Raw genomic sequence first — 23,718 nt, forward strand, 5'->3', positions numbered from 1 at the left:
GGCATGACCGGCACGAGATACGCGTGTCTGCCGGGCGTTCCCTCATGGGTGGGCCTGGCCACGCGGGACCTGGACGGGGCGAAGGACTTCTACGGGCCGCTGCTGGGCTGGCGGTTCCAGGCCGTGCCCGGTCGGCGGGGCTCCTACGCCCACGCGCTGGCGGGGGAGACGGTGGTCGCCGGCATCAACGCGACCGCCCACGAATGGGAGCTCCCCGTCACCTGGACCACCTACTTCGGCACGGAGAGCGCCGACGCCGCCGCCAGTCGCGTACAGGAACGCGGCGGCACCGTCGCCGTCGGGCCGCTGTCGGCCGACGAAGGACGCCTCGCGCTCGCGGCCGATCCGGCCGGGGCCTCCTTCGGCGTGCTGGAGTGCCAGGCCGAGCCCGGGCGGCTCCGGCCGTCCGGCGTGGGAGGAAACGCCGTATGGGTGGAGCTGCGCACCCGGGACGCGTTCGAGGCGGCGATGTTCTACGGAGGCGTCTTCGACTGGGACCGCAGGCCCTCCCCGCCCTACACCGTCCGGTGGGAGGAGGACCGCGTCATCCTCGACATCGACGACCGGACGGTGGCGACGTTGTACGGCGGAGCCGTGGAGGGGACGGTCGATCCCCGGCTGCGGCCCCGGTGGCATGTGTTCTTCTCCGTCGCCGACGTCGCCGCCGCGGTGGAGACGGCGGAAAAACTGGGCGGGCAGGCCATCGGCGAGCCCAGCCCGACCCACTTCGGCCGTACGGCCACGCTGCGCGACCCGGAGGGCGGCCTGTTCTGCGTGGTCAGCGGCCACGACTGAGCGGTACGACGCCCACCGCCCGCTCCGTCAGACTGCCCAGATACAGACGGCCGTCGTGCTCGCACACACTGGTCACCATGCGGAAGTCCCTGCCGGGGCGTTGGAGGTCGTGCACCAGGCGGCCGGAGGAGTCCAGGGCGATCACCCAGGCGGTGGCCGCCGGGCCCGGCCGGAGCGCGTCCGGCAGCGCCCATGCCGCCCGGCGCAGCGCGGGGTGGGTACGGTGCAGCAGATCGAGCGCCGGCTGCCGCGGAGCGGCCATGGCCACCCAGATCAGCCCGCCGGGACCGGTGGAAAGGTTGTCCGGAAAACCGGGCAGGCCGTCGGCGAAGACATCGCGCCGGCCCGCCCCGGGACCGGTGAGCCACAGCCGCGTCAGCCGGTACGCACCGGTCTCGGCGACCACGAGGAACGAGCCGTCGGGCGCGAGAGCCACACCGTTGGCGAACTGGAGCCCGTCGAACACCACTTCCGCCGTGTCCGCGCCCGGCTCGTACCGGATGAGCCGGCCGGTACCGGAGTGCTCCAGCAGATCACCCATCCAATGACGCAGCGGGAAGCGGCCGCTGGCGTCGGTGACGTACACGGCGCCGTCCGGCGCCACGACCGCGTTGCTGCACACACGGAGAGGACGGCCCGCCGCCTCCCGCAGGAGCGTCTCGACGCGGCCGGAGGCGGGATCCACCCGTAGCAGCCCGCGCTCGGCGTCGCACACCAGCAGCCGGCCGTCCGGCAGCGGGCACAGGCCCAGCGGCCGCCCGCCCGTGTCGGCGATCGCGCTCGCACGGTGCCCGGCCGGGTCCAGACGCAGGATCCGCCCGTCCGCGACACCCGTCAGGATCCGCCCCTCGGCGTCGACCCGTACGTCCTCCGGCCCCGTACCGTCGAGCGGAACACGGTGGACGGGCGGCAGCGGAATACGGCTGTACGCGGCCCGGGCCCGCGCGGGGCGGCGCGGAGGCCGCCAGACGACGGGCCGCAGAGCGGGCTTTCCCCGGGTCGTTCCCCGGGTCGTTCCCTGGGCTTGTCCCTCGTGCATGGCGAACCTTTCCGTCCTTTCCGTACAGGTGAGCCGGGACGCTACCCAGAGCGGCGCGGACGAGCCACCGCCGACGGGACCGGGCATCCGCATCCGGCCACGGACGACCCGTCAGACCGCCTTGTCGAACAGCGTCTCCGCCTCGGCCAGCGCCGACGCCAAGGTCTCGGGATCCGGCCGCAGCCCGCCGGCGATCGCGTCGACGCCTCGCAGCCCCGCCCGCTGGAGGAGCCGCTTCTCGTTGGTGACCCACTCGCCGCGCGCCGCCAGTACCGCGTGCGCCGTTTCCATGGCGGCGGTGGCCACCGCGCCCGCGGTCTCCGTGACCTGCCCGCGCGGGATGTACGCGGCCTTGGCGTACTGGAGCGTCAGGGCCGCCCGGCCGCGCCACACCCGTGGTGCGGCCTCGCGCAGCGCCTCCGGGTACGCGGGCCGGGGCAGGGCACCGCGCAGCACGCGATTGAGGGCGAGTTCGGCGACCACGAGGTAGCTGGGGATGCCCGCGAGGTGGAACATCAGCGGCTCCCAGTGGAAACGGCCCTGTCGTGACTCGTCGAGTTCGTGTTCCACCACGTCGAGATCGCGGTAGTGGACGTCGACGCGCCGGCCCTCGACGGTGAGCCAGGCCCCTCCGTTGAAGACACCGCCGCCCCAGTCGCCGACGCCGGACACCTCGCCGTCCCACCCGCCGGCGCGGGCGAGGGCACGCAGGTCGTCCGGGTCGAAGGCGCCCCGGTAGTACAGGGCCAGGTCCCAGTCGCTGTCCGGGGTTCCGGTGCCCTGGGCGCGCGAGCCGCCGAGCGTGACGGCTCGTACGGAGGGCAGGGCGGCGAGCCGGTCGGCGGCGAGGTCGAGGAACGTGTCGTCGGTCATGGGGTTCCGATCGTGTGAAGTGATCGTGCGAAGTGGCGGAGGGGCCGGTTCCGGGCCTTGTCGGAGGGTGGTCCTATGCTCTCGGCGGAGGTACGGAATGACGATTGAACGGCCGGGACGGCCCGGTGACCTGCCGTCGGCGGAACTGCTGTGGGCGAGGTGGGCGCTGGTCGCCGTCCTCGAGGCGTCGACGGAGCAGGAGGGGCGGGGCGTCCACCGCACCGGGCACTGGATCGACGACGAGGGGTTGCACCTCGACGACTGCGGCTGCACGTGGTGGACGTTCGCGCGGATGGGCGAGGGGCGGTTCGTGCTCTTCGGCGAGGACGAGTCGAGCGAAGTGAAGTGGCACGAACCGGCCGTCGACATGCTGGCCGGGGCCCCGGACTGGCTCCCGTACGGGGAGCTGCGCGACCGGCTCCGGGGGTACGAGCTCGGCTGCGTGTACTGGTACGAGAACGGTTCCTGGGCCCGCGCGCCGTACCCCGACGGCCTCGGCGACGACGGGCTCGACTGCGGCATGAGCCGTTTCACGGACCGGCGCGAGGTGCTGGACCTGCTGGCCGACGACTGCGACCGCGGCCCGGTGCCGGACGCCGACGCCGAGACGCTCCTCCGGGCCGCCGAGGAGTACCGCCTCGCGCCGCGGTCGCTGGAGGAGCTGGTGGCCGCCGGCGACCCGGGGGAGTGGGACCTGCCCGCCATGCGGCGGGCCCTGGCCCTCGCGGGACTGACCGGAGAGGACGCTCCCGTTCGGGCGGCCCTGTCCTGAACGCCGGTACGCGCCGGCGGTCGCTCAGGCGCCGGCCGTCTCATCCCGGACCTCCTCCGCCGTCGTCTCCCGGAGCTCGCCGTCCAGGCGCAGCCAGCGTGTCACGCCGATGGACTCGAGGAACGGGATGTCGTGGCCGGCCACGATCAGCGCTCCCTCGTACGACTCCAGGGCTGTGGCCAGTTGGCGGACGCTCGCCATGTCCAGGTTGTTGGTCGGCTCGTCGAGGAGCAGCAGCTGGGGGGCGGGCTCGGCGAGCATCAGGGCCGCCAGGGTGGCCCGGAAGCGCTCGCCGCCCGAGAGGGTCGCGACCCGCTGTCCGGCCCGGTCGCCCTTGAACAGGAAGCGGGCCAGGCGGGCCCGGATCCTGTTGTCGCCGGCTTCCGGGGCGAACCGCGCCACGTTCTCGGCGATGGTGGCCTCCTCGTCGAGCACGTCGAGGCGCTGCGGCAGGAACCGCAGCGGCACATGGGCCGCGGCCTCGCCCGAGAGCGCTTCCAGCTCTCCCGCGAGGGTGCGCAGGAGCGTCGTCTTGCCCGCGCCGTTGCGGCCGACGAGCGCGATCCGCTCGGGGCCGCGCAGCTCGAACTCGCCCTCCACCCGGGCCCCGTACGCGAGGACGAGGTCGCGCAGGGTCAGGACGGACCGGCCCGGCGGCACCGCGGTGTGCGGGAGGTCGACGCGGATCTCGTCGTCGTCGCGCACGGCCTCCACCGCCTCGTCGAGCCGTTCCCTCGCCTGGGCGAGCCTCTCCTCGTGGAGGATGCGGTGCTTGCCCGCGGCGACCTGGGCCTGCCGTTTGCGCTCTCCCATGACGACCTTGGGTTCGCGTTTGGAGTCCCACATCTTCTGCCCGTACCGCTTGCGGCGGGCCAGCTTGACCTGGGCGTCGGCCAGTTCGCGCCGCTGCTTGCGCAGATCGGCCCCGGCCACCCGGACCATCCGCTCGGCCGCCTCCTGCTCGGCGGCCAGCGCCTCCTGGTACGCCGAGAAGTTGCCCCCGTACCAGGTGACCTCGCCTCCCCGTAGATCGGCGATCTGGTCGACGCGGTCGAGGAGTTCACGGTCGTGGCTGACCACGACCATGACGACCGGCCACGCGTCGACGGCGGCGTACAGCCGTCGGCGCGCGTACAGGTCGAGGTTGTTGGTGGGCTCGTCGAGGAGGAGGACGTCGGGGCGCCCCAGCAGCAGTGCCGCCAGGCGCAGCAGCACCGACTCCCCGCCGGAGAGCTCGCCGAGGGTGCGGTCCAGGCCGATGCGGCCCAGGCCCAGTCCGTCGAGCGCCGCGAGAGCGCGTTCCTCGACGTCCCAGTCGTCGCCTACCGTGGTGAAGTGCTCCTCGCGCGCGTCGCCCGCCTCGATGGCGTGGAGCGCCGCGCGCGTGGCGGCTATGCCGAGGGCCTCGTCGACGCGGAGCGCGGTGCCGAGCGTGACGTTCTGCGGCAGGTACCCGATGTCACCGGTGACGCGCACGGCGCCCTCGACCGGGGTGAGTTCCCCGGCGATCAGCCTCAGCAGCGTCGACTTGCCCGAGCCGTTGAGGCCGACGACCCCGGACCTGCCCGGGCCGAAGGAGACCTGGAGGCCGTCGAAGACGGCGGTGCCGTCCGGCCAGGCGTAGGAAAGCGAAGTGCAGGTGATGAAGGAAGACGAAACGGTCATGCGGGCCTCCGGCGGTCGCTGGAAAAGGTGGTGAGGGGCGACGCGTGGGGACACCAGGAGGCGACCAGGGCCGGCGGGGGAACGGTCGAGGAACCCGGGACCGGCGGGGGGACGGCTCAAGCGTCGAGGTCGCACACGGAACGCGGGCAGCGGCGGCACTGTGGCGGCGCGGCTGCGTGGCGCGGTGTCTCCGGACCTCAGACGAGCAACGTCCTACTCCGATCGGCGGCAACAAGGAACAGGAGCAACGTACGGGGAACCGGTGGAGGCGGCAACGGAATTACGGAGGAGGCGGCTCGCCACCGTGGGGGCGTCAAGCTTGAGTCAATTACTTGCGTAAGCATGCAAGTAACGCGCTATGCTGCTCCACGTTCGCGATGGTTCGACGTCGAAAGACGCCCTTGCCGCGTTCGTCACGGCGCCCGCGTGCGCCCCGGCCGGGAGGAGGCGAGAGACATGGACGGCAGTAGCCACAGTCCGGGTCACAGTAGGCCCCGCATCCGTATGTCCTCGTTGACCTCCGGTACGCGGTAACCACCTTCCCTGCGCGCGCCACGCGCCACAGCCTCGCAGTCGGTACCCGTGCGGCGATCCGCCGCCTCGGGCCCTCGTGCTGCCCGCTCGCAGGGAGGATCGCTGCCGCGTGCCCCAAATCTCCCCCGGACGGGGGACCGGGAGGCTGTCATGACCGATCTGACCACCGCCACCGCAGGCACCGCCACCACTGCCACCACCACGGGCACCACCACCGTGGGCATCACCACACCGACCGTCCCCGCACCGCGCACCGCCGTGCTCGACGACGCCCACATAGGCGACATCCGCGGCGCCCTCGGCACCATCAAAAGCGACGACACGGCATCCCGCCGGGGTCTGTCCGCCAAGCTGAAGACACTCCTCGCGATCATCGGGCCGGGCCTGATCGTGATGGTCGGCGACAACGACGCCGGCGCCTTCGGCACCTACAGCCAGGCCGGGCAGAACTACGGCACCAGCCTGCTGTGGACGCTGCTCCTGCTCATACCCGTCCTCTACGTCAACCAGGAAATGGTGCTGCGCCTGGGCGCGGTGACCGGCGTCGGGCACGCGCGGCTGATCCTGGAGAGGTTCGGCAGGTTCTGGGGCGCGTTCTCCGTCATCGACCTCTTCCTCCTCAACGCGCTGACGATCGTCACCGAGTTCATCGGCATCACCCTGGCCGTCGGCTACCTCGGGCTGCCGAAGGTGCCGAGCGTCCTGCTGGCCGCCGTGATCGTCGTCGCCGCCGCGTCGACCGGCTCGTTCCGCCGGTTCGAGCGCACCGCGATCCTCCTGTGCGCGGGCTCGCTGCTGCTGATCCCCATCTACTTCATCGTCCACCCGCCGGCCGGACAGATGGCACACGACTTCGTCGTGCCGGGCATGCCGCACCACGGCCGGCTCTCCGACGTCATGCTGCTGATCATCGCGATCGTTGGCACCACCGTCGCCCCCTGGCAGCTGTTCTTCCAGCAGTCGTACGTCATCGACAAGCGCATCACCCCCCGCTTCATGCGCTACGAGAAGGCCGACCTGTGGCTCGGCATCGGCATCGTCGTCATCGGCGCCGCCGCCATGATGGGCTTCTGTGCCGCCGCGTTCGCCGGTCACGCCGAATCCGGGGGCTTCACCGACGCCGCCGGTGTCGCCGACGGACTGGAGAAGTACGCGGGCAGGACGGCGGGCGTGCTGTTCGCGGTCGCGCTGCTCGACGCCTCGATCATCGGTGCCAGCGCCGTCTCCCTGTCGACGGCCTATGCCATCGGCGACGTCATGGGGCTCAAGCACTCGCTGCACCGCGGCATCCGGGGTGCCAAGGGGTTCTACGCGGTCTTCGCCGGCCTGATCCTCACCGCCGCCGTCGTCGTGGTCATCCCCGGCTCACCGCTGGGCCTGCTCACCGAGGGGGTCCAGACCCTCGCCGGTGTCCTGCTCCCCTCCGCCTCGGTCTTCCTGCTCCTGCTCTGCAACGACAAGTCCGTCCTGGGCCCCTGGGTCAACGGGCGCGCGACCAACATCTTCACGTCCGTCGTCGTCGCCGTCCTCGTCACCCTGTCCGTCATCCTGACCGCCGCCGTCGTCTTCCCCGACATCACCTCGGAGGCGATCCTCGACATCATGGGCATCTGCGGCGTCGCCGGCATCCTCGCCCTCGGCTACGCCGAGACGCGCCGCCGCCGCAAGGGCTGGGCCCTGGCCGGGCCCGTCGACCGCGCGGGCAAGGAGAACTGGCGGATGCCGCCGCTGGACGAACTGCCCAGGCCCATCGTCTCCACCGGCCGCAAGGTCGGCCTCACCGCCCTGCGCGTCTATCTGCTCGCCGCGATGATCCTGGTGATCGTCCGCATCGCGCAGCTCGCCCTCGGCCACTGAGGCCCCGCGTATGTCTCCGGGGCGGCGTGGCCCGTCCGCCGCCCCGGAGACCCCGGTCCCGCTCCTTCGCCCCGGACGGCCCCGAGCCAACGAGGCCGTCCGGCGCCCCCGTTCACCGCGATCGGCCCGAAAGGTGCGTCATGAGACTGCTGCCCCGTTCCCCCTCCCGTCGCCCCCTGCCGCCGCGACCGGCGACGACCACCGGCACCCTCCACGCCCGGTGCGACCGGCGCGTGGAGAACAAGGTCCGCGCCCTGTGCGTCCTCGGACTCTCCGGCCCCGGCGCCCGGCTGAGCAGCCTCCACATCGTCGACCCGGACGACACCGCCGACGTCGTCGTGACCGTCCGGCTGACCTTCGCGGAGGGCGCCCCGGCGCTCGTCGCCCTGGAACGCCTGGTGGAGCAACTGTCGCGGGAACCCGGCGTGCGCGACCTCCACTGGCGCCTCGACACCCCGGGCGAAAGCGGTGATCTTCCCCCTCGCCGGTGAACACGAGGGCCTCTAGACTCCTCGCATGGACGCGCATGGTTCACCCGACGTCGGCCCGGCGTTCGAGCAGGCGGTCTCCGTGCTGAAGGCCGTGGCCGACCCGACGCGTTTCCATGTGCTGTGGGCGCTGGCCCAACGGGAGCACTCCGTGGGGCAGCTGGCCGAGATGGCGGGTGCCCATGTGGCCGCGGTCTCGCAGCACCTGGCCCGGCTGAGGGCCGCGGGCCTGGTCGTATCGCGCCGTGAGGGCACGCGCATCTTCTACCGCGTCGCCGGTGACCATGTACGGACCCTGCTGGAGGGCGCGATGCTGGTCGCCCGGGCCGGACCGGCGGCCGGAGCCGAAGAGGTTCCGGCCCCCGCGGAGACCGCCCCCGCGCGCGAGACCGCCCTGGCGAAGCGCGCGGTACGCCGCCTGCGGCCGCGGGCGACGGGCGGCTGAGCACGGGTCCGGGCACCGGCCCGGCCGCGCTCCCGGGCGACCGCGTTCAGCCGGCCGGTGGCGCGGGGTCGCCGAGTCCGGCGGCGCCTTCGTCGAGCGCGTACTGCTCGGGACCGGCGTCATAGGAGTACAGCTCGGCGTAACGGCCCCAGTCGGTGGCCGTCTCGAGCTGCTGGACGACCTGTTCGCTGGTGTAGTGGTGGGCGAGCAGGTCGCGGAAGAAACCGGCGCGCAGCCTGCCGTCGCCGCGCTGAAGACTCGTCAGGATCAGCCGGACCAGCGGCGCGGTCTCCAGGACGGCCCGGGCGAAGATCCTCTTGGCCTCCTGGACGTCCGCCTCCGCGAAGCCCCGGCCTGCGGGGGTGAGCATCAGGTCGCCGTCGCGGACGACGGCGAAGCCGAGCAGGTCCAGGGCGTCGACCAGGGGCAGCAGGTCGTCTATCTCCAGGCCGAGGTCCTCGGCCAGGTCGGCGAGGTCGCAGCGGTCGCCGTGCCGGGCCAGGATCCCGGCGAGACCGGAGAGCCCGTCGACGCCGGCCCTCGGCAGCGGGGTGGTGGCGACGGTGCGTTTCGCGGGTCCGCCCGCCTCGTGCCCGGCCCGCCCCAGCAGGGCGGGGGCGGTGGCCTTCTCACGCCCCGTCATGACGCGGTAGACGCCGTCGACGAGGGCCTCGAACCCGGGCGCGCCCCGGTCCCGGGGGTGGTCCATGGGCACGTCGAAGGCGGCCTTGAGGGAGCCGGGGCGGGAACCGAGCACCACGACGCGGTCGGCCATCAGCACGGCCTCCTCGATGTTGTGGGTGACCAGCACGACGGCGCGGGTGGGGAACTGGCCCGAGGCCCACAGCTCCATCAGCTCGCCGCGCAGGTTCTCGGCGGTGAGCACGTCCAGGGCGGAGAACGGCTCGTCCATCATCAGGACGTCCGGCTCGACGACCAGGGCGCGGGCGAAGCCGACGCGCTGCCGCATGCCGCCCGACAGCTCCTTGGGGTAGGCCGACTCGAAGCCGTCGAGCCCGATGAGGTCGATGGCCTGGAGCGCGGCGGTCGCCCGGGCGCGGGCGGGCATCCCACGGGCTTCCAGGCCGAGTTCGACGTTCTGCTGGACGGTGAGCCAGGGCAGCAGCGCGAAGGTCTGGAAGACCATGGCGGTGCCGGGGTTGGCGCCGTCCAGGGCCCTGCCGCGATAGGTGACGGTGCCGGAGCTGGCGGGTATCAGGCCCGCCAGACAGCGCAGCAGGGTGGACTTCCCGGAGCCGGACCGCCCGAGCAGGGCGACGATCTCCCCGGCCCGTACCTCCAGGTCGATGCCGGCCAGGACGGGCAGCTCGCCGTCGGCCCCGGCGTAGGACTTGGTCAGCCCCCGGGCGGCGAGCAGCACCTCGCCGTCGGCGGGTCTGGCGTCGGATGCCATGGCGAGGCTCCTTTCCAAAGGGGATTCGTCGGGGTCAGAGCGAGTAGCGGGTCTCGGCGAGGCGGTAGAGCCTGCGCCACAGCAGCCGGTTGAGGCCGACGACGTACACGGCCATCACCGCGATGCCCGCGATCAGATGCGGGTAGTCGCCATCCGACGTGGCCCGGGAGATATAGGCGCCCAGGCCGGTGGCGCTCAGTGTGGTGCCGCCGAAGGTGACGGTCTCGGAGACGATCGAGGCGTTCCAGGCGCCGCCGGAGGCGGTGATCCCACCGGTGACGAAGGAGGGGAGGATGCCCGGGATGATCAGGCGTCTCCACCGCTGCCGGCCGTGGACGCCCAGGTCGTCCATGGCCTCGCGCAGATCGGTGGGGATGGCGGACGCCCCGGCGATGGTGTTGAACAGGATGTACCACTGGGCGCCCAGCGCCATCAGCAGCATGCCGCCGACGTTCAGCGGCAGCCCCGTCCTGAGGAAGAACCAGGTCGCCAGCGGAAAGAGGAAGTTGGCGGGGAAGCTCGCCAGGACCTGCACCACCGGCTGGGCGATCCGGGCCAGCCGCGGCGAGAAGCCGATCCGTACGCCGATGGGCACCCAGACGAGCGTCGCCACCGCCACCAGCACCACGACGCGCGCCAGCGTCGCCAGGCCGAGCAGGAACGGCTCCCCGAAGACGCCCAGGCCGGTGCGGTCCCGGAGATACCAGAGAAGATCGGCCAGCCCCCAGGCGATCAGCCCACCCGCCACCACGGCGAAGAGCAGATCGCCGCCGCGCCGGCGGCCGGCCGTCAGCGGCCGGTCGTCGACGCCGAGGATCCGCCCGGCCCGCCCCAGCAGTTCGGCCACCGGCCGGAGCAGCCGCCCCAGCAGGGCCGGCCAGGACGAGCGGCGTACGAAGTCCAGCACCAGCGACCGCTGGACATCGGCCGCCTCGGACTGCTCGTTCTTGAACCGCTCCGTCCACGCGGTCAGCGGCCGCCAGAAGAAGAAGTTCACCCCGACGACCATGACGGCCATGGTGACCACCGCCCAGCCGACCTTGCCCAGGTCGCCGTCGGCGATGGCCGTGCCCGCGAACGACCCCACCCCCGGCAGGGCCTGCTTGTGGCCGGAGACGCTGATGGCCTCGGACGCCACGAGGAAGAACCAGCCGCCGCCGAAGCTCATCATCCCGTTCCACACCAGCCCGATCGCCCCGGCGGGCAGCTCCACCTTCCAGAACCGCATCCAGCGGGTGAACCGGAACGACCGGGACACCTCGTCGAGCTCACGGGGGAGGGTGATGAGCGAGTGGTAGAAGCCGAAGGCCATGTTCCACGCCTGCGATGTGAAGATCGCGAAGATCGACGCACACTCCAGAGCGGGCGTGGAACCGGGGAAGAGCGAGACGAAACCGGCCACCGCCACGGTCAGGAAGCCCAGCACCGGCACGGACTGGAGGATGTCCAGCGCCGGGATCAGCACCCGCTCCAGCCGCCGGCTGTGCGCCGCCGCGTACGCGTAGCCCAGGGCGAAGGCCACCGAGACCGCCAGCGCGGCGAACATCCGCAGCAGGCTCCGCGCCGCGTAATAGGGCAGCTCCGCCGGGGAGGTGTCCACCTTCACCACGTGGGCCGGGTCGAAGGAGACGGTGGCCTTCTCGCCGACGCGCAGCAGGAGGTACATCCCCACCAGCACCGCCGCCGCGACCGCGACGTCCACCCAGGACGGCCTCCACGGCCGGCCCGCCGCGCGGGCGGGCGACGACGCCCGCGACACGGTGGAGCGCGACGGAAACGTCATGGGAGAACCCCCGGAACACGGCAGCTTGCGGTCCGACGATAGGACAGCCGTGGCGGGATCAGTGCTCCGGGGCGGCCTCGGGGGCAGTTCCGGCGGTCGTTTCCGGGGCCGCGAGCAGGCTCCGCACCTCGGCGGCGATCACCTCGGGCTCGGCCGTCGGGACCATGTGGTCGGCCCGCCGGGCGAGGACGTGCCGCCCGCGCGGCGACTGCCGGGCCCGGTGGGCGTGGGAGGCGTTGACGGACGCCCGGGCCCTCGCGCTCATACCGGGGGTGCGCCGCGTGGCGGAGATGACCGTCAGCGGGATGTCGCCGAGGGCCGGCGGGTGCTCCAGCAGGTACCGCAAGTCGGCCTCGATTGCCGCCTGTTCGGCGCCCATGGCGCGCACCGCCGCGACGCCGAAGGCCTCCGCGCGCATGTCGGCCGCGGCGTCCGGCGGCAGGGCGGCGGTGACCTTGCGGAAGAGGAGCCCGAACACCTTGAGGCGCGCCAGTAGCAGGGCCACCCGCAGACGGGTCTTCTCCAGCCTGCGGATGGACTGGTCGAGGAGCAGCTCGCACGCCTCGTCGGTGGGGTCGACGAGCAGCAGCCCGGCGATCCGCTCGGGCCGGTCCGCGGCGGCGAGGCGGACGACCGGCCCGCCCCAGCTGTGCCCGACGAGCACGAAGGGTCCCGGGCCGAGGTGGTCGAGGAGATCGCCCAGATCGTCGGTGAGCCGCCGCAGGTCGCGCGCTCCCGACGGGTCGGGGGCGCTGCGGCCGAGGCCGCTCCGGTCGTAGACCACGGTGCGCGCCGAGCGGGCCACGTCCCGCTGGACGAGTGCCCAGTACGAGCGGGTCGCCGCCAGTCCGCCTTCGAACACCACCGTCACCGGGCCGGTGCCGGCGGGGCCCGTGTGCTCCATGTAGAAGAGTTCGCGGCCGTCGCGGGTGCGCGCGGTACCGGGTGTGCCCTGGCTGTGCTGTCGCTGCATGCTGTCCGTCCTCACAAGCGGATCCGGCGAGCCGTTCGACCGAAAGAGAGCTTAGGCTAACCTAAGTTCACCTTCGGTGGGTGGCTCGGGTGCGTCCAAGAGCGAACGGTCCGTCGGCGCCGAAGACCAGCTCGGCGAAGCGTTCGCCGATGCGGCGGTGGCCCGCGGAGTCCGGGTGGAGCCGGTCGGGGAGCGGGAGCTCGGCGAAGTCCGCCTCGCCGTAGAGGGCGCGGCCGTCGAGGTAGTGGAGATTCGGGTCGTCGGCCGCCCGTCGCGCGGTGATCCGCGCGAGCTCGGCGCGGACGACGGCGAGGGTCAGCCGCCCGGAGGCGCGGTCCTCGGGGTCGCCGAGGGCCCGGAACACCACCTTTCCGTCGTCGGATTCCGGCACGACGGGCCCCGGGGTGTCCTCCTGGATGGGGCAGAGGACGGGGGAGACGACCAGCAGTGGTGTGCAGGGGTGCCCTTCGCGGACGGTGTCGAGGAAACCGTGGACCGCCGGGCCGAAGGCGCGCAGGCGCATCGCGTCGGAGTTGACCGGATTGATGCCGACCTTGAGGCTGATCAGGTCGGCGGGGGTGTCACGCATGGTCCGCGCGGTGAACGGGTCGAGCAGGGCGTTGCCGCTCAGACCGAGGTTGACGAGTTCCGCGTCGCCGGCGGAGGCGGCCAGCGCCGGCCAGGTCGCCGTGGGGCTCTCGGCGTTGGGGCCGTGGCTGATCGAGCTGCCGTGGTGCAGCCACACCCTGCGGCCGCGGTCCGGCGCGGCCTCGACCGGGGCGTCGGTGCGCAGGGCGATCAGCTCGGTCATCTCCGCCTGTGGCAACCAGATCTCGATGTCCTTGTCGTAGGCGGGCAGTCCGGCGAACCGTACGGTGCCGGCCGGTCCGGGCCGGAGCGTCATGGCCCAGGTGGTCGTGTCGACGCTGAGGAGGTTGCCGCCCGGGACGGTGGCCCGCCCGCCGGGCCGGCCGTCGACGAGCAGGTCGTACACGCCGGCCGGGAGGGGCGGAGTGCCCTGGAAGACGGTCCTGGTGGGCAGGACGTCCAGCTCGACGGCCGTGGCGGCGGTCCGGAAGACCAGCCGCACTCCGGAGGGCTGGGCCTCGACCAGCGACAGGAACGGATCGGGGAACTGCTTTCGCGCCCAGGCGGGCAGCCGGTGCGGCCGTACACCGGCCGCGGTGTGCTCCAGGTCGAGCGCGCCGCGCAGGACGCGGGAGTCGAGGGGAGTGGAGATCCAGTCGGTCACGGGGACTCCCTGATGGGGGAGGGGGTGGGATGGCCGCTACTGGCATGAAGTGGTGGGTCGGAGATCGAAACCGACCTTGACCGTGCCCGGATTTGAGAATTTTTCGCTCGTTCGGGCAACGCTGCCCATTACGGTTCGTAATGTTGGCGTATCGAAGTGATGGCCCGGTAGCGTCCGTGGAAACGAGGGAGCCCTGATGGCCGTCAAGCAGTGCCGGAGCCTCTTTTCTTGTTCGCTTCGATCCCGGAGGGCGTCATGCCTCCTGACCACATGCCGCGACGAGCCGTTCACGGCGCGGCGCGGCACTCGACCGACGGTAACACCCCGCGCTCCGGCGTCGCCGGAGTCCGGGAAGTCCGTGACCTGACGGTGGACCTCCAGGCAAGCGCGTTCGTGGCGTTGGTGGTGACCGGACACGTGCTCATCTTCTCGCCCGACGCCCTGCCCGCCGCTGCGGCGGCCGTGCTCACGGCGCTGCCGTACGCGGGCCGCTCCTTCCTCCGGTACCGGCGGCTGAGTGCGGTATGAGCAATATGTGAGACACCATCAGCCGCCCGGGCCGGCGGGAGGGGACGCACGGTCCGGGCGGCACCGCGCACCGCCATCGGCGCCGCCCGTGACAGAACTCCACAGGACAGCACCCCGAAAGGGCTACCCCCCAGATGACCAACGGCGCGGACAGTACGGCGATCTGCCGCAACCCGGCGTGCTCCGACCCCGTACCCTCCACCCGGCACGGCAGGCCCCGGATATATTGCAGCGACGCCTGCCGAAGGGCGTATTACCGCATCAGCCCCGCACGCCGAGTCTCCCCCGACGCCGAGCGCCACGACCGGTACGTCCAGCAGATCCTCGACGAACTCTGGCAGCGGATCGACCGGCTGCGCGACCTCGCCCACGCCGACCGCACCGGACTCACCGGAGCCGACTCCCCGCGCTCCCAGGCCCTCGCCCTCCTCAAGGGCAGCGCGGAGGCCTGCAAGGACCTCCAGGACCTGGACGCCGCCATCGTCCAGCAGGCCCGCGACCGGGGCGTCAAGGTCGCCGACATCGCGGCGGCCCGCAACATCTCCGCCGACAAGGCCGGCCGCGACTGGCCCGCCGACAGCATCGACCGCCGGATGAATCAGCGTCAGCAACGCCGCAGCGTCGTCCACCGCCCGCCCGGCTCCCCGGACGCCGCGAACGAGCCCCTGCACCTCCCCGGCCGCTACCTTCCCGGGGAAGGACTCGGCCCGGGCCTCTCCGGATACGGCCGCGACTCCACCGAAGGCCCCCCGCCCACGGGCGGAACGTGCCCGTACGCGGCCGACCGCCGCCCGGCTCGCCGCCCCCGCCGCGCCTCCGCGTCCCTCATGGGCCCCGCGGTGTGCCGGGGATGCCGTAACGTGACACCGTTTTGACGCCGGACATGAGGGAGTCCCGCCATGAGGGAGCTGTATCCGCCGATCGAGCCGCACGACAAGGGCATGCTCGACGTGGGTGACGGCAACCTCGTGTACTGGGAGGCCTGTGGCGACCCGGAAGGCCGGCCCGCGCTCGTCGTGCACGGCGGCCCGGGCTCCGGATGCGGCCCGGGGGCACGCCGGTACTTCGATCCGGACCGGTACCGCGTCGTGCTGTTCGACCAGCGAGGATGCGGCCGCAGCACCCCGCACGCCGCCGACCCCGCGACCGACATGCGGCACAACACCACCGAGCATCTCATCGCCGACATGGAACGGCTCCGCCGGCACCTCGGCATCGACCGCTGGCTGCTGTACGGCGGCTCATGGGGGTCGACGCTCATCCTGGCCTACGCCCAGCGGTACCCCGAGCGGGTCTCGGAGATCGTCATCTCCAGTGTCACCACCACCCGTCGCTCGGAGATCGACTGGCTCTACCGGGGCGCCGCCCGGTTCTTCCCCGAGGCGTGGGAACGCTTCCTCGCCGGCGCCCCGGGCACCCCGCGCGACGGGGACGTCGTCGGGGCGTACGCACGGCTGATGGAGCACCCCGACACCGCGATACGCGAGAAGGCGACGGCCGACTGGTGCGCGTGGGAGGACGCGGTCCTGTCGGGGGAGACGCGAGGCACCGCCGCCCGCCCCTACGGCGACCGGCCGCCCGGGGCGCGGATCGCGCTGGTGCGCATCTGCTCCCACTACTTCTCCCACGGCGCGTGGCTGGAGGAGGGCGCGCTGCTGCGCGACGCGCACCGACTGGCCGGAATCCCGGGCGTCCTGATCCACGGCCGGCTCGACCTGGCCGGCCCCCTCGCCACGGCCTGGGAACTCGCCCGGGCCTGGCCCGGCGCGGAGCTGACCGTCGTCGACGACGCGGGCCACCTGGGCGGCGCCACGACGAGCGACCACGTGCTCACGGCCCTCGACCGGTTCGCCGCGACCGACCGGGCCTGACCTTATGGGAGCGGCCGCCGGACGCGGCTACGCGTCGAGGCGCCCCGCCTCGTCGGCGCGCGCGGGCCCGGTGATGAGGGGGAGGGTCAGCGCCGAGTCCGTGTGCAGCGTGACCACGACCGGTACGAACACGGAGGCGTCGAGCGGCGACTCGCCGGTGCCCGGGTCGCGGGCGTAGCGGGGGTGGGCGCCCGCGCCGATCTGCCAGCGGAGGCGGTGCCCGGCGGGGAAGCGGTGGGCGGTGGCGCTCATCGGCACGGTGACCTCGGCGGACGTGTGCCCGGTGGTCCGTATCCGGGCGACCCCGTCGCAGACGTTCACGGAACGGCCTTGCGCGTCCACGTCGCACAGGCGGGTGAAGACGACGGTGTGCCCCGTGTCCGAGGAGACGGTCAGCCGTGCGGAGACCGGGCCGAGGACGTCCAGGGGCTCCGTCAGCGGTGGACCGGTGAAGGTCAGGACGTCGTCCCGGGCTTCGAGGGCGCCGTTGTCGCGGGGGCCGGCGGTGGGGGAGAGGAGAGGGCCGCCGAGGGACGGGGTGGGCGCGGCAGGGTCGTAGCGGAAGGACGCCAGCGGCGCGGAGTCCGTGGGGGCCCGGCCGATGAGCCGGCCGCCCGGGGAGGGGAACCATGACGCGGCGGCCGTGGACGGCGGCCAGGCGTCGAGATCGCGCCAGGCGTCCTCGCCGCCGACGTGCACGCGCACGGGTGCGGGCCGCAGGCCGGAGCGGTCGGCGCACAGGTGGGCGCGCAGCCAGGCCAGGGTCTCGGTGAACACCTCGGTCCAGCCCTGCCGGAACGCGGAGTTGTGCGTCCAGGGGCCGACGAGCAGGGCGGTCTCGCACCCGGCCCGGCGCAGCCGCGCGTACTGCTCGAAGGACTGGTCGGCCAGGACGTCGTGCCACCCCGCGATCAGACCGGTGGGCACGCTCAGCCGGTCCAGGACCTCGCCCAGGCGCGCGCCCGACCAGTACGGGTCGTCGGCGTCCGGATGCGTCAACGCGTCGTCCAGCCAGGACGCTTCGTCCCCGAGGGCGGGTATGTACGCGCCGCGCAGTGGCTGGGCGGTGGTGACGCGGCGCGTATGGCGCTGGAGCCGCAGCACGGCCTTGACGAAGGGGACGGGGCCCCGGTGCTGGTGGGTCATGCCGAGGCAGGTGATGAGGGCGTTCTCCAGGTGGAGCGCGCCGTGGGCGTGGAAATAGGCATGGGGGTCGTGGAGGCCCGACTGCACCACCATCGCCTTGAGCTCCGGCGGCGGGTCCAGGGCGAGGGCCCACTGGGTGTAGCCCAGGTAGCTGGGGCCGACCGTGCCCAGTGTTCCGTCGAACCAGGGACGTTCCCGTAGCCACGCCACCGTGGCCAGGCCGTCCGCCGCCTCGTTGCGCCACAGGTGGAACCGGCCGCCCGAACCGCCGGTGCCGCGACAGCTCTGGATCACGACGTGGAAGCCCTGTTCGGCGAGGGGCACGCCGTACAGGGACGACCACGGCAGGCCCCTGCCATAGGGGGATCGCACGAGGACGGTGGGGAAGTCGCCCTCGGCGCGGGGGAAGTAATGGTCCGTGAGCAACGGGCTGCCGTCGGCGGCCGGGACCACCAGGCCCGGCTCCCATCCGGCCCGGTACCGCCCGGCCGGGAGACGCCGCGAGGTCGCCCTCATCATCCGTGAGGACAGCGGAGGCCGTCCGGTGGGCGGCGTCCAGGCAGGCCTCGGAACGGTGGTGTGCGCGGGTGTTGTCATCGCTCCCCCTCGGAATGATTGCCGTGGATATGCTTCTCGTACGTTGTACCAGAATGGAGCCCGTGCCCGGACACCCGGGCCCGGCCAGGGCTTTCGCGAGGGCTGCCGGACCGGCCCGGCGGGGCGGCCGGACGCGTGGCCAGGGGCGTAGGGTGAGGGTGCCTCCGCAAAGCGGCGGCGACCATGGGAGCGGGGAGGCGTTTGTGAGCATGGACCAGCAGTGGGACGTGGTCTCGGGAGTCGGCGTCACGGCGCTGGCGGTGGCGGCCGCCCGGGCCGTCGAGACCAGCCGTCCCGACGCCCTGATCGAGGATCCGTACGCGCTCGGCTTCGTCGAGGCGGCGGGGGCGCCGGTGGAGATGCCGACGACCCAGGCCGAAGCGGCGGCGTTCGACGACCAGGGGTACTGGTCGGAGGTGAGCACCTACGTCGCCGTGCGGACCAGGGCCTTCGACGACTATTTCCGGCGGGCCGCCGAAGCCGGTGTCACCCAGGCGGTGTTGCTGGCCTCGGGGCTGGACGCCCGGGCGTTCCGGCTCCCCTGGCCCGAGGGCGCCGTCATTCACGAGATCGACCAGCCCCTCGTCCTGGACTTCAAACTGCGGGTCCTGCGCGAGCACGGGGCGACCGCCGGGGGCGTCCACCGGCCGGTGGGAGCGGACCTCCGGGAGGACTGGCCGGCGGCGCTGGAAGCGGCGGGCTTCGACCGCGCGCGGCCCACCGCCTGGCTCGCCGAGGGCCTGCTGCCCTACCTCCCCCCGGAGGCCGAGGAAAGGCTCTTCCAGGAGATCCACCGGCTCTCCGCCCCCGGAAGCCGGCTCGCGGTGGAGATCATCGGCAATATGTCGGGGGCCCTGACGTACACCTCGGCGGACGACAGCGTCCGCACCCTGGGCGTCAACGCCCTCGACCTGATCCACACCGAACAACGGCCCGCGCCGGCGGACCACTTGACCGGCCTCGGCTGGAGCGCGCGCAGCGTGGCGGCCACCGAGGCCGCCGCGGACTACGAGCGCCCGCTGTCACCCTCGCTCGCCGAACGGGACGCGCACTACGTCTTCGCGCACCGGCCGTAGACCCGACACGTTTACCCTGCTTGCCCAGCACATATTTCAAGGATTCGAAGGAGCGGCATGTCTGTTTTCGATGTGGAGATCGACGCCCTGACCGGCGGCCCGGCCGACCTCGCCCAGTACCAGGGCAAGGCCGTCCTGCTGGTGAACGTCGCCTCCCGGTGCGGCCTGACCCCGCAGTACGCCGCACTGGAGAAGCTCCAGCAGCAGTACGCCTCGCGCGGTTTCACCGTCCTGGGCGTGCCCTGCAACCAGTTCATGGGGCAGGAGCCCGGCACCCCGGAGGAGATCGTCAACTTCTGCTCCGCCACCTACGGTGTCACCTTCCCCATGACGGAGAAGACCGACGTCAACGGTGAGGGACGCCACGCCCTGTACGCCGGGCTCGTCGGCACCGCGGACGCCGAGGGACACACCGGGGACATCCGCTGGAACTTCGAGAAGTTCCTCATCGCCCCCGACGGCACGGTCGCCGCCCGTTTCTCGCCCCGGACCGAGCCGGACGCGGCCGAGGTCACCACCGCCATCGAAGCGGTCCTGCCCGCCTGAGCCGCCCCTGTTCACCGCCCACGCGATCGTCACCGCCCGGGCCCGGGCCCGGGGCCCCGAGGGCCCCGCACCCGGGTGATCGCCAGCAGCGCCATGTCATCGGTGATACGGCCGCCCGTGTGATGGCCGACATCGGCCAGCAGGGTGTCGAGCAGGTCCTCCGGGCCCGAGAACGCGTGCCCGGTCAGGGCCGCGACGGGGTCGTAGAAGGCCCCTGAACGGTTCTTGGCCTCGGTGAGGCCGTCCGTGTACAGCAGCAGACAGGACCCCGGCGGGAACGGCACCGTATCGGTCACGCCCTCGCCGGGGCCCAGCTCCGACAGGCACAGGGGCAGAGCCGGAACGGAAGGCTCCGCGCCGCGCACCTCACCCGTGGGGCGCAGCACCAACGGCGGCGGGTGGCCGCGGTTGAACAGGCGCAGTTCGTCACCGGAGTGGGGAATCTCCGCGAGTACACCGGTGACGAACCCCTCCGCGCGCTCGAGCCCCGCCCGTCGCGCCGCCTCCCGGATCAGCCCCCTCTCCAGCCTGGCCGCGATGTCGGCGAGCGTGGGCTCCTCCTCGGCGGCCTCCCGGAACACCCCCAGCGCCACGTCCACCGCCTTGACCGCCCCCATGCCCTTGCCCCGCACGTCGCCGACCAGACAGCGCACGCCGTACGGGGTGTCCTGCACGCCGTACAGATCGCCACCGATCTGCGCCTCCTTCACGGCCGACTGGTAGCGCACGGCGATCCGCAGCGATCCGATGGAGGTCGGCGGGTGGGGGAGCACGGCACGCTGCACGGCGAGAGCGACCTCCCGCGCCGACTCCAGCCGTACGTTCCGGTAGTGCATCAGGCGGTTGACGACGACGGCGAACGCCGACACGGTCGTCACCGTGGCCAGCTCGCTCCACCCGCTGGCATCCCCGATGAAGCCGAAATGGGCGAGCAGGGCGAAGTCGGCGGCGATGGCGCCGATGCCCGCCAGGATCGTCGCGCGCAGTGACAGCAGCGCGGCGGCCGACATCGGCGCGGCGGTGTAGAAGGCCTCGGCGCTGAACCGGGGAGGGGTGTTGTAGTCGAGTGCGGCACCACCGATCAGCAGGAGGAGGGGCAGCGACTGGGGGTGGCGCAGAAACCACCGCAGCGCCTCCGTGCGCCCCGCGCTCGGTGCCTTCACGTGGCCGCTCCGCTCTCCCACGAGTACGAGCCGTACGTCACGCTCCAGCATCCTCGGGTCCGATCATGGCTGCCAGCCGTGGGGCGGCCGTATGGGGGCGCGTCCGGGGTGTGCCGTCGCGGTCACGTCGCCGGGGCGTACCCGCGGCTGCGCACGAGGTCGTGGGTGAGCCGGGTGAAGGCCTCCGCCGCCGCGCTGCGGTAGGTGCCCTCGCGGGTGAGCAGGGCGACGGTGCGCGTGGGCAGGGGAGGGACGAGGGGGACGGGGGCCAGGTGCGGGTGGTCGTGGGTGATGGCGTCCGGGAGGACGGTGGCCAGGGGAGTGCGCTGGACGATCTCGGTGAGGGCCTGGATCGAGTTGGCCTCCACGGCGATACGGGGGTGGACGCGGTGGTGGGTGAAGTAGGCGTCGATATGGCCCCGGGTCGCGAAATCGCTGCTGAGCAGGGCAAGGTGACGGTTATTCAGTTCCCCGGCCGGCATGGGTGCGGGGGGAGCGGCGGGCGCGCCGCCGGTGACGAGGACGAGGGTTTCGGTGAACAGGGGAGCGGCGGTGACACCGGGCAGATGGGAGCCGGTGAAGGCGATGCCCAGATCGATGTCGTCGGCGAGCAGCGCGGACTCGATCCGGTCCTGGGGCGCCTCCGTCACGGACAGGGTGATACCGGGATGGCGGGCGTGGAGTCCGGCGGTGAGCGGGCCGACGAGATAGGCGGTGAAGGTGGGGGTGACGCCCAGGCGGAGGTGGCCCCGGGAGAGGTCGTGCACATCGTGCACGGCGCGTTCGGCGGCGGCGAGATCGCGTAGCGCCCGCCGGGCGTGGTGCAGATAGGCCTCACCCGCGTCGGTGGGTCGCACGGTGCGGCCGGTGCGGTCCAGCAGCTGCACGCCCAGCGTGCGCTCCAGCTGTTTGACCTGCTGGGAGAGGGTGGGCTGGGAGATGTGCAGCTCCTCGGCGGCACGGGTGAAGTTGCCGTGCTCGGCGACGGCGAGCAGATAGCGCAGGTGGCGGAGTTCCAGGGCCATGGGAACAACTATAGATGTGGCCAATGGAAGTCATGGTCAATGACTCTTGGACTCTATAGGTGCAGGTCGTGCATGGTGGATCCCGTCGGCCCCACGGGGTCGGCCACACCGAAGGGAGTGACCCATGCCAGACCTCGTCGAAGGCGTCGCGCGTTTCCAGCGGAACGTCTTCCCGGCCAAGGCGGAGCTGTTCGCCCACCTGGCCGCGCACCACACACCGCACACGTTGTTCATCGGCTGCTCAGACGCCCGCGTCGTACCCGAGCTGATCACCGGCTGCGAGCCGGGCGAACTGTTCGTCGTCCGCACCGCCGGAAACCTCGTACCCGCCCACACTCCCGGCACCGACGGGGTCGCGGCCGGCATCGAGTACGCGGTCGCCGTCCTGGGCGTCTCCGACATCGTCGTGTGCGGGCACTCCGCGTGCGGCGCGATGACCGCCCTCGCCCAGGGCCAAGACCTGAGCGCCGTCCCGGCGGTCGCCGACTGGCTCCGGCACGCCGACGCCTCCCGGGCCCGTACGACCGCCCCGGCGGCCTCGGCGGCCCCGGACGTGGACGCGCTGGTGCGCGAGAACGTCCGCGCCCAGCTCGCGAACCTGGCCACTCACCCGTCGGTCGCCCGCGCCCTGGCCGCCAAGGCCGTCACCCTGCACGGCTGGGTCTTCGACATCGCCACCGGCCGCGTCGAAGCACTCGAGACCACGGGCTCCGGCAGCGCCCTCGCGGCCTGACCCGGGCCCCGCACACGGCCCCACCCGCAGCGCACACATCGCGCCGCGCCGGGGACCGTCACCCACCCCAAGATCCCGCCGTTCCGCCGCGCCCCGTGCGTACGGACCGGCACACCCCGAAAAGGAGCCCTCTCATGGTGCACGCCCAGTTCGACCCCACCGCCCGTCAGGCCCTGGCCAACGCCGCTGTCGAGGCCAAGACCCGCAAGAACCTCACCTGGCAGCGGATCGCCGACGCCGCCGGCCTGTCGGTCGCCTTCGTCACCGCCGCCGTGCTCGGCCAGCACGCCCTGCCGGAGCGGTCCGCGAAGGCCGTGGCCGAGCTGCTGGGCCTCGACGAGGACGCGGTGATGCTGCTCCAGACCGTCCCCACGCGCGGCTCGATCCCCGGCGGCATCCCCACCGACCCGACGATCTACCGCTTCCACGAGATGCTCCAGGTCTACGGCACCACCCTCAAGGCCCTGGTCCACGAGCAGTTCGGTGACGGCATCATCTCCGCGATCAACTTCAAGCTGGACGTGAAGAAGGTCGCCGACCCCGAGGGCGGCGAGCGCGCCGTCATCACCCTGGACGGCAAGTACCTGCCGACCAAGCCCTTCTGACCCGGCCTCTTCCCCAGTGACGTCCTCCCCAAGGAGCCCCATGGACTTCGCACAACGCACCATCGACCTCGCCCGCCGGAACGTCGCCGAGGGCGGCCGCCCCTTCGCGACCGTCATCGTCAAGGACGGTGAGATCCTCGCCGAGAGCGCCAACAAGGTGGCGCAGACCAACGACCCCACCGCGCACGCCGAGATCCTCGCCGTCCGCGAGGCCTGTACGAAGCTCGGCACCGAGCACCTGACCGGCACCACCATCTATGTGCTGGCCCACCCCTGCCCGATGTGCCTGGGCTCGCTGTACTACTGCTCGCCGGACGAGGTCGTCTTCCTGACGACCCGCGACGCCTACGAGCCGTACTACGTCGACGACCGCAAGTACTTCGAGCTGAGCACCTTCTACGACGAGTTCGCCAAGAGCTGGGACGAGCGCCGGCTGCCCCTGCGGTACGAGCCCCGCGAGGACGCGGTGGAGGTCTACCGCTCCTGGCACGAGCGCAACGACGGCCAGAGCCGCCGGTAGAGCCGCCTGGCCGATAGA

Annotated in this window: 23 protein-coding genes; 13 read left to right on the forward strand and 10 right to left on the reverse strand. The window is 72.5% G+C overall.

The genetic code is table 11. The annotated features are described in order from the left end of the window. Positions 1-3 precede the first annotated feature (3 nt). A complete protein-coding gene (locus tag AB0E98_RS26075) occupies positions 4-795 on the forward strand; it encodes a VOC family protein (RefSeq protein WP_361706929.1) in 792 nt (263 codons plus the stop codon). Here the strand turns inward: AB0E98_RS26075 and AB0E98_RS26080 are convergent. Together AB0E98_RS26080 and AB0E98_RS26085 are read right to left on the reverse strand one after the other, a co-directional pair. Beyond that, positions 779-1,834: an SMP-30/gluconolactonase/LRE family protein gene (locus AB0E98_RS26080; RefSeq protein ID WP_361706932.1), complete on the reverse strand. Its 1,056-nt coding sequence runs from the start codon at positions 1,832-1,834 to the stop codon at positions 779-781. The genes AB0E98_RS26075 and AB0E98_RS26080 overlap by 17 nt on opposite strands. 111 nt (positions 1,835-1,945) lie before the next feature. Next, a complete protein-coding gene (locus tag AB0E98_RS26085) occupies positions 1,946-2,707 on the reverse strand; it encodes a nucleotidyltransferase domain-containing protein (protein ID WP_361706934.1) in 762 nt (253 codons plus the stop codon). Positions 2,708-2,804: 97 nt separating this feature from the next. On the opposite strand from AB0E98_RS26085, the gene AB0E98_RS26090 reads away from it, so the two are divergent. Further along, entirely contained in the window at positions 2,805-3,479 is a 675-nt protein-coding gene (locus AB0E98_RS26090) for a hypothetical protein (RefSeq protein ID WP_361706936.1), read from the forward strand. Between the two features lie 24 nt (positions 3,480-3,503). Here the strand turns inward: AB0E98_RS26090 and AB0E98_RS26095 are convergent, their stop codons facing one another. Then, complete coding sequence (locus tag AB0E98_RS26095) at positions 3,504-5,144, reverse strand: ABC-F family ATP-binding cassette domain-containing protein (protein ID WP_361706939.1); 1,641 nt, start codon at positions 5,142-5,144, stop codon at positions 3,504-3,506. Positions 5,145-5,828: 684 nt separating this feature from the next. On the opposite strand from AB0E98_RS26095, the gene AB0E98_RS26100 reads away from it, so the two are divergent. The 3 genes from AB0E98_RS26100 to AB0E98_RS26110 all read left to right on the forward strand — a co-directional run bounded on the left by AB0E98_RS26100 (position 5,829) and on the right by AB0E98_RS26110 (position 8,468). Beyond that, complete coding sequence (locus AB0E98_RS26100; protein WP_361706941.1) at positions 5,829-7,535, forward strand: NRAMP family divalent metal transporter; 1,707 nt, start codon at positions 5,829-5,831, stop codon at positions 7,533-7,535. A gap of 140 nt (positions 7,536-7,675) precedes the next feature. Continuing rightward, complete coding sequence (locus AB0E98_RS26105) at positions 7,676-8,026, forward strand: hypothetical protein (protein ID WP_361706943.1); 351 nt, start codon at positions 7,676-7,678, stop codon at positions 8,024-8,026. Positions 8,027-8,051: 25 nt separating this feature from the next. After that, positions 8,052-8,468: a metalloregulator ArsR/SmtB family transcription factor gene (locus tag AB0E98_RS26110; protein ID WP_361706946.1), complete on the forward strand. Its 417-nt coding sequence runs from the start codon at positions 8,052-8,054 to the stop codon at positions 8,466-8,468. Between the two features lie 46 nt (positions 8,469-8,514). Here AB0E98_RS26110 and AB0E98_RS26115 read toward each other — a convergent pair whose 3' ends face one another. The 4 genes from AB0E98_RS26115 to AB0E98_RS26130 form a co-directional block, all read right to left on the reverse strand. Beyond that, the gene (locus AB0E98_RS26115) at positions 8,515-9,882 is read right to left on the reverse strand and encodes a nitrate/sulfonate/bicarbonate ABC transporter ATP-binding protein (RefSeq protein ID WP_361706949.1); all 1,368 of its coding nucleotides are present in this window, start codon (positions 9,880-9,882) and stop codon (positions 8,515-8,517) included. A 34-nt stretch (positions 9,883-9,916) separates the two neighbouring features. After that, complete coding sequence (locus tag AB0E98_RS26120; protein WP_361706951.1) at positions 9,917-11,665, reverse strand: ABC transporter permease subunit; 1,749 nt, start codon at positions 11,663-11,665, stop codon at positions 9,917-9,919. 58 nt (positions 11,666-11,723) lie between these two features. Then, on the reverse strand, positions 11,724-12,638 hold the full coding sequence (locus AB0E98_RS26125; protein ID WP_361706953.1) for an alpha/beta hydrolase: 915 nt from the start codon (positions 12,636-12,638) through the stop codon (positions 11,724-11,726). 67 nt (positions 12,639-12,705) lie between these two features. After that, complete coding sequence (locus tag AB0E98_RS26130) at positions 12,706-13,890, reverse strand: GDSL-type esterase/lipase family protein (RefSeq protein ID WP_361706956.1); 1,185 nt, start codon at positions 13,888-13,890, stop codon at positions 12,706-12,708. Positions 13,891-14,145: 255 nt separating this feature from the next. Between AB0E98_RS26130 and AB0E98_RS26135 the strand changes: the two genes are divergently transcribed. The 3 genes from AB0E98_RS26135 to pip all read left to right on the forward strand — a co-directional run bounded on the left by AB0E98_RS26135 (position 14,146) and on the right by pip (position 16,289). Further along, the gene (locus tag AB0E98_RS26135) at positions 14,146-14,418 is read left to right on the forward strand and encodes a hypothetical protein (protein ID WP_361706958.1); all 273 of its coding nucleotides are present in this window, start codon (positions 14,146-14,148) and stop codon (positions 14,416-14,418) included. A gap of 134 nt (positions 14,419-14,552) precedes the next feature. After that, positions 14,553-15,293: a hypothetical protein gene (locus AB0E98_RS26140; RefSeq protein WP_361706960.1), complete on the forward strand. Its 741-nt coding sequence runs from the start codon at positions 14,553-14,555 to the stop codon at positions 15,291-15,293. 24 nt (positions 15,294-15,317) lie between these two features. Next, a complete protein-coding gene (pip, locus tag AB0E98_RS26145; protein ID WP_361706963.1) occupies positions 15,318-16,289 on the forward strand; it encodes a prolyl aminopeptidase in 972 nt (323 codons plus the stop codon). Between the two features lie 27 nt (positions 16,290-16,316). On the opposite strand, the gene AB0E98_RS26150 is transcribed toward pip, so the two are convergent. Next, positions 16,317-17,951 (reverse strand): CocE/NonD family hydrolase, encoded by a 1,635-nt coding sequence (locus AB0E98_RS26150; protein WP_361706966.1) that lies wholly within the window; start codon positions 17,949-17,951, stop codon positions 16,317-16,319. Positions 17,952-18,241: 290 nt separating this feature from the next. Here AB0E98_RS26150 and AB0E98_RS26155 point away from each other — a divergent pair, with 290 nt between their 5' ends. Together AB0E98_RS26155 and AB0E98_RS26160 are read left to right on the forward strand one after the other, a co-directional pair. Further along, positions 18,242-19,108, forward strand: a complete 867-nt coding sequence (locus AB0E98_RS26155) for an SAM-dependent methyltransferase (protein ID WP_361707300.1) — start codon at positions 18,242-18,244, stop codon at positions 19,106-19,108. A gap of 57 nt (positions 19,109-19,165) precedes the next feature. Further along, positions 19,166-19,654: a glutathione peroxidase gene (locus AB0E98_RS26160; protein WP_361706968.1), complete on the forward strand. Its 489-nt coding sequence runs from the start codon at positions 19,166-19,168 to the stop codon at positions 19,652-19,654. A gap of 29 nt (positions 19,655-19,683) precedes the next feature. On the opposite strand, the gene AB0E98_RS26165 is transcribed toward AB0E98_RS26160, so the two are convergent. Beyond that, on the reverse strand, positions 19,684-20,817 hold the full coding sequence (locus AB0E98_RS26165; protein ID WP_361706971.1) for a PP2C family protein-serine/threonine phosphatase: 1,134 nt from the start codon (positions 20,815-20,817) through the stop codon (positions 19,684-19,686). Between the two features lie 122 nt (positions 20,818-20,939). After that, positions 20,940-21,842 (reverse strand): transcriptional regulator CynR, encoded by a 903-nt coding sequence (gene cynR, locus AB0E98_RS26170; RefSeq protein ID WP_361706973.1) that lies wholly within the window; start codon positions 21,840-21,842, stop codon positions 20,940-20,942. A gap of 124 nt (positions 21,843-21,966) precedes the next feature. Here cynR and AB0E98_RS26175 point away from each other — a divergent pair, with 124 nt between their 5' ends. The 3 genes from AB0E98_RS26175 to AB0E98_RS26185 all read left to right on the forward strand — a co-directional run bounded on the left by AB0E98_RS26175 (position 21,967) and on the right by AB0E98_RS26185 (position 23,700). Beyond that, on the forward strand, positions 21,967-22,575 hold the full coding sequence (locus AB0E98_RS26175) for a carbonic anhydrase (protein ID WP_361706976.1): 609 nt from the start codon (positions 21,967-21,969) through the stop codon (positions 22,573-22,575). A gap of 134 nt (positions 22,576-22,709) precedes the next feature. Beyond that, on the forward strand, positions 22,710-23,180 hold the full coding sequence (gene cynS, locus AB0E98_RS26180; RefSeq protein ID WP_361706978.1) for a cyanase: 471 nt from the start codon (positions 22,710-22,712) through the stop codon (positions 23,178-23,180). 40 nt (positions 23,181-23,220) lie between these two features. Next, positions 23,221-23,700 (forward strand): nucleoside deaminase, encoded by a 480-nt coding sequence (locus AB0E98_RS26185; RefSeq protein ID WP_361706980.1) that lies wholly within the window; start codon positions 23,221-23,223, stop codon positions 23,698-23,700. Positions 23,701-23,718: the final 18 nt, after the last annotated feature.

It is taken from the genome of Streptomyces sp. NPDC037389 (assembly GCF_040636475.1).
Classification (GTDB): domain Bacteria; phylum Actinomycetota; class Actinomycetes; order Streptomycetales; family Streptomycetaceae; genus Streptomyces; species Streptomyces hesseae.

Bases quoted from the DNA above. Each gene is read 5' to 3' on its own strand.
- AB0E98_RS26075 (WP_361706929.1), top strand. From the start codon at position 4: ATGACCGGCACGAGATACGCGTGTCTGCCGGGCGTTCCCTCATGGGTG.
- AB0E98_RS26080 (WP_361706932.1), bottom strand. From the start codon at position 1,834: ATGCACGAGGGACAAGCCCAGGGAACGACCCGGGGAACGACCCGGGGA.
- AB0E98_RS26085 (WP_361706934.1), bottom strand. From the start codon at position 2,707: ATGACCGACGACACGTTCCTCGACCTCGCCGCCGACCGGCTCGCCGCC.
- AB0E98_RS26090 (WP_361706936.1), top strand. From the start codon at position 2,805: ATGACGATTGAACGGCCGGGACGGCCCGGTGACCTGCCGTCGGCGGAA.
- AB0E98_RS26095 (WP_361706939.1), bottom strand. From the start codon at position 5,144: ATGACCGTTTCGTCTTCCTTCATCACCTGCACTTCGCTTTCCTACGCC.
- AB0E98_RS26100 (WP_361706941.1), top strand. From the start codon at position 5,829: ATGACCGATCTGACCACCGCCACCGCAGGCACCGCCACCACTGCCACC.
- AB0E98_RS26105 (WP_361706943.1), top strand. From the start codon at position 7,676: ATGAGACTGCTGCCCCGTTCCCCCTCCCGTCGCCCCCTGCCGCCGCGA.
- AB0E98_RS26110 (WP_361706946.1), top strand. From the start codon at position 8,052: ATGGACGCGCATGGTTCACCCGACGTCGGCCCGGCGTTCGAGCAGGCG.
- AB0E98_RS26115 (WP_361706949.1), bottom strand. From the start codon at position 9,882: ATGGCATCCGACGCCAGACCCGCCGACGGCGAGGTGCTGCTCGCCGCC.
- AB0E98_RS26120 (WP_361706951.1), bottom strand. From the start codon at position 11,665: ATGACGTTTCCGTCGCGCTCCACCGTGTCGCGGGCGTCGTCGCCCGCC.
- AB0E98_RS26125 (WP_361706953.1), bottom strand. From the start codon at position 12,638: ATGCAGCGACAGCACAGCCAGGGCACACCCGGTACCGCGCGCACCCGC.
- AB0E98_RS26135 (WP_361706958.1), top strand. From the start codon at position 14,146: ATGCCTCCTGACCACATGCCGCGACGAGCCGTTCACGGCGCGGCGCGG.
- AB0E98_RS26140 (WP_361706960.1), top strand. From the start codon at position 14,553: ATGACCAACGGCGCGGACAGTACGGCGATCTGCCGCAACCCGGCGTGC.
- pip (WP_361706963.1), top strand. From the start codon at position 15,318: ATGAGGGAGCTGTATCCGCCGATCGAGCCGCACGACAAGGGCATGCTC.
- AB0E98_RS26150 (WP_361706966.1), bottom strand. From the start codon at position 17,951: ATGAGGGCGACCTCGCGGCGTCTCCCGGCCGGGCGGTACCGGGCCGGA.
- AB0E98_RS26155 (WP_361707300.1), top strand. From the start codon at position 18,242: ATGGACCAGCAGTGGGACGTGGTCTCGGGAGTCGGCGTCACGGCGCTG.
- AB0E98_RS26160 (WP_361706968.1), top strand. From the start codon at position 19,166: ATGTCTGTTTTCGATGTGGAGATCGACGCCCTGACCGGCGGCCCGGCC.
- cynR (WP_361706973.1), bottom strand. From the start codon at position 21,842: ATGGCCCTGGAACTCCGCCACCTGCGCTATCTGCTCGCCGTCGCCGAG.
- AB0E98_RS26175 (WP_361706976.1), top strand. From the start codon at position 21,967: ATGCCAGACCTCGTCGAAGGCGTCGCGCGTTTCCAGCGGAACGTCTTC.
- cynS (WP_361706978.1), top strand. From the start codon at position 22,710: ATGGTGCACGCCCAGTTCGACCCCACCGCCCGTCAGGCCCTGGCCAAC.
- AB0E98_RS26185 (WP_361706980.1), top strand. From the start codon at position 23,221: ATGGACTTCGCACAACGCACCATCGACCTCGCCCGCCGGAACGTCGCC.